This window comes from Nonomuraea sp. NPDC001684, assembly GCF_053596515.1.
This window is the reverse complement of record NZ_JBSFGJ010000702.1, coordinates 1-3,101: the sequence shown is the minus strand read 5'-3', so window position 1 is coordinate 3,101 and position 3,101 is coordinate 1. Positions and strand designations below refer to the sequence as shown.

Here is a 3,101-nt window from a genome sequence, read left to right as displayed (position 1 = left end):
GCGTGGATCACCGGACAGGTGATCAACTCCGAGGGCGGGTTCCGACGCTGGAAATGACAGCGCTGATGGGAAAGACCGTGACCCGGACCTACAGGGGTCCCGGTAGTAATGGCGGAAAACCCAACGGATGTACCCCTGACCTGCTCTGATATGAGGGCGCCGGTCAAGATCACCGTGAGCGGGACGCCGGTGGCCTCGGTGATCAGGTGGTGCTTGCTGCCGACGCGACCTGGGTCGACCGGGGACGGGCCGGTCTGCGCCCCCCTTTTAACGCTCTGATCTGCGAGGAGTCCACCGCGGCGCGGGAGAGGTCGAGGGCGTCGGCGGCCCTCAGCCGATCGAGCAGGCCGCTGCCCGCAGTCAGCGAAGCAGGCCGGATCCAGATCCAGCTGCTCGGCAACGAAGGCGACCGCCCCCGACGGAACCACGAGCGGGTTTCGGTCAGAAGGACTCCGAGCATCCGCACGGTCGCCCACTGCACGGCCCACCCCAGCCGGGTAACCGGGCGCCGCTTGTCGGCCAGCGCGTCCAGCGCCGCGCGGTCCAGCCGGAAGAACTGCTCGAGCTCGGCCACCGACACCTCGGGCCGGAACCGGCGATAGCGGGCTACTTGCTCATCTGAGAGGAAATCCACAGGCATGAGCAGGCACGTTCGGGCGCTCGACCAGGGCAAACAGGCGTCGTCACCGAATCGTCGTCGAGATCGACTCTGTAGCGCCAAAATCCGGTCCGATCCTTCTCACCCCCGGTGTTCTCGCGGTGGCCTTCCATCCTGACGGGCACCTGCTGGCCACCGCCGGTGACGATGGCACCGCACGACTGTGGCCCTCCGAAACGCAGGGCTCCGCTTCAGGCCATCGATGGTCATCTTGGGTTCGTAGCCTTTCCTACAGCTCAAAGCGGTGTGATCTTGCCAGGCACGTAAGGCAAGCAGGCTGCTGCGGCTGCTGGCGAGTGCACCATCGAGACGTCCAGCAGCTGGGCCTGCGACGCGAGGCGACACGTCGAACAGCGAGCCCACAGAGAGGGAGATCGCTGTCGACGACGCGAGAGTCGGTGATCTAGTCCATCGAATTGGGGAGGCCGCGGCTGGTCATCTCGTCGAGAAGGCTGTTGAGGAGGGCTACTCGGCGTTCGGTGTGGTCGGCGATCGCGATGAGGACCATGCTCAGGTCCAGATCGGGTACTCGGGCATGGAGGGCACGCAGGCCCAGCCAACCTCCTCCGTGGCGATAGACGCGATGGCCAGCGTGCGAGCGGACACCGATGCCCCAGGCGTAATCGATAGGTGTTCCGTCATCCAGGTGTCCCGGGGTCTGGATGAGCGCCGAGATGCCGAGTTCGTCGGCGTTGAGGGCCTGGCCCCATCGCAGCAGATCGGTTGCGGTGCTCCACACCCCTCCATCGCCGAGAGACAGCGGAGCGGGATGAGAGGAGACGAGCGGGGCCGCGCCGGGCGGTGCAGGATCGGGCCCCGTCCAGTAACGGGTATTGACCATCGCCAGCGGCGCGAAGAGCTGACTTCGGGCAAAGTCGGGCAGCGGCTGGCCGAGCGCTCGTTCCACCGCGGCGGCAAGGCAGACGTAGCCGGCGTTGGAGTAGGCATGCGCAGCGCCCGGCTCACGATCCAACACCGGCAATCGGGCAAGAGCCTGGATGATGCCCTCTGTGGTTCGGTCGGCGTCCCGACCCATGAGAGCTTCGATTTTGGCGTCGGCCGGCATGCCTGCCGTGTGATGGACGAGATGGCGAAGTCGGACAGCGTCGGCCCACGCGGGTAGCTGGGGTAGCCAGCGTGACAAGGCCGACTCCATGTCCAGCTCACCCTGTTGGGCGAGCTGCGCCGCGCAGGCAGCGGTCATCTGCTTCGACAATGACGCCATGTAGGCGAGCGTGGTCGCGCCCAGCGGCTCACCCTTGAGTGTCAACCCCTGGGCCAGCAGAACGGGCGGCCGACCACCGTGCTGGATGCCGACCACGATCGGCTCATCACGGCGGTAGCCAGCTTCGTCGACAAGGGCGGACAATCGTTGTTGCAGCTGAGACACGGTCTGATCTTGTCAGACCAGAAGGCCCAGGGTTTCGGGCGCCTCCCAGGCCGTCAGCTGCCGCTCAGGATTGGCTTCCTGCCGCGCGAACTGGTTGATCAGGTCGGCAAGGGCTTGCTGGTCGTGCTCGGACAGGTCCTGCAGGAGGACTGCCACCGGCCCGATCACCTGCATCGTGGCCGTGGGCCTGATGGCGTCGTTGTCGCTGAGGTCCAGCCTGATGACGACCTCGGTGAGATCTGTGGCGAGGGTGCGTTCGAGCGGGGTCCTGATGGGCTCCGGGGCTGGTTGTTGGGCGAGCGGCGTGTCCGGGGGACCATCTGCCATGGCCCCGGTGGCGGTCCTGGTCAGCCTACTCCCGGCTCGGTGAACCGCGCTTCGAGGTCGGCGATCATCTGGGTGAGCAGGCTGCCGTACTCACGCCGGACCGCCTCCTCGCCGACCGTGTCGAGGCCGGCGACCTGCGTGATGCACTCGTCGGCGGCCTGGGCCATGGTGGCGAACTCCTGGCGGGCGATCGAGTGGGGGCGCGCCAGTGCCTGCCGGACCTGGGGAAGCGTTCGGTGACCGAGCGTGTGGTTCTGACGCCCGCCGCTGACGCCTGTGTTGTGGAGGCATCCTAGGTCGTCTCGCTCGCCCGTTCACGCCGCCGTCCTGCCCCCGGCCGGGTTCCGGCATGATCACCGTGGGAGAAAAGCAGCGGTGGACTGGCGCGCTTCACCACTATGGTGCCGATGTGGAGGATCTGGAAAAGCTCGTCATTTCCCGCCGTCTGCGAGTTCCCATCGGCAGCGTTGGCACCGGCACTGGGCAGGCCCCGCAGCAGTGGGGACAGGTCGCCGCGCGTCAGCTCGACGTCGCGCTGTTGAGTGTCGGCTTCACCTGCTCGGCGCCGTTGCTGGAACGCCTGTCGAACCTGCGCGGTGAAACCGTCATCGATCTCGGCGTCCGGATCCTGGCAGCCGTGCGCACGCTGGTCGGCGACCATGTCGAGCACAACGCCTACTTCCTCGACTTCCCCAAGAACGTGCCGGACACCCTGGAGTTTTGGGC

At 66.7% G+C, this 3,101-nt stretch carries 4 protein-coding genes and 3 pseudogenes; 2 read left to right on the top strand and 5 right to left on the bottom strand.

Annotated elements, in window-relative coordinates; translation table 11 throughout:
* Nucleotides 1-155: 155 nt before the first annotated feature.
* Both ACWCSD_RS50380 and ACWCSD_RS50375 read right to left on the bottom strand, forming a co-directional pair.
* A pseudogene (locus tag ACWCSD_RS50380) lies at nucleotides 156-346 on the bottom strand (IS5/IS1182 family transposase); the annotation flags it as partial.
* 102 nt (nucleotides 347-448) lie between these two features.
* Nucleotides 449-640 (bottom strand): annotated as a pseudogene (locus ACWCSD_RS50375) (DUF4158 domain-containing protein); the annotation flags it as partial.
* Between the two features lie 119 nt (nucleotides 641-759).
* Here ACWCSD_RS50375 and ACWCSD_RS50370 point away from each other — a divergent pair.
* Nucleotides 760-1,065: a hypothetical protein gene (locus ACWCSD_RS50370; protein ID WP_449926606.1), complete on the top strand. Its 306-nt coding sequence runs from the start codon at nucleotides 760-762 to the stop codon at nucleotides 1,063-1,065.
* On the opposite strand, the gene ACWCSD_RS50365 is transcribed toward ACWCSD_RS50370, so the two are convergent.
* The 3 genes from ACWCSD_RS50365 to ACWCSD_RS50355 are packed head-to-tail and all read right to left on the bottom strand — an operon-like array spanning nucleotide 1,062 to nucleotide 2,542.
* Nucleotides 1,062-2,048: a serine hydrolase domain-containing protein gene (locus ACWCSD_RS50365; RefSeq protein WP_449926603.1), complete on the bottom strand. Its 987-nt coding sequence runs from the start codon at nucleotides 2,046-2,048 to the stop codon at nucleotides 1,062-1,064. The two genes, ACWCSD_RS50370 and ACWCSD_RS50365, sit on opposite strands and share 4 nt — an antisense overlap.
* A 12-nt stretch (nucleotides 2,049-2,060) precedes the next feature.
* A complete protein-coding gene (locus ACWCSD_RS50360) occupies nucleotides 2,061-2,375 on the bottom strand; it encodes a hypothetical protein (protein ID WP_449926600.1) in 315 nt (104 codons plus the stop codon).
* A 20-nt stretch (nucleotides 2,376-2,395) separates the two neighbouring features.
* Nucleotides 2,396-2,542: a hypothetical protein gene (locus ACWCSD_RS50355; protein ID WP_449926597.1), complete on the bottom strand. Its 147-nt coding sequence runs from the start codon at nucleotides 2,540-2,542 to the stop codon at nucleotides 2,396-2,398.
* 182 nt (nucleotides 2,543-2,724) lie between these two features.
* Here ACWCSD_RS50355 and ACWCSD_RS50350 point away from each other — a divergent pair.
* A pseudogene (locus ACWCSD_RS50350) lies at nucleotides 2,725-3,101 on the top strand (hypothetical protein); the annotation flags it as partial.

Excerpts from the sequence above, each read along its gene's own strand:
- ACWCSD_RS50360 (WP_449926600.1), bottom strand. The coding sequence starts at position 2,375 with ATGGCAGATGGTCCCCCGGACACGCCGCTCGCCCAACAACCAGCCCCG.
- ACWCSD_RS50355 (WP_449926597.1), bottom strand. The coding sequence starts at position 2,542 with ATGGCCCAGGCCGCCGACGAGTGCATCACGCAGGTCGCCGGCCTCGAC.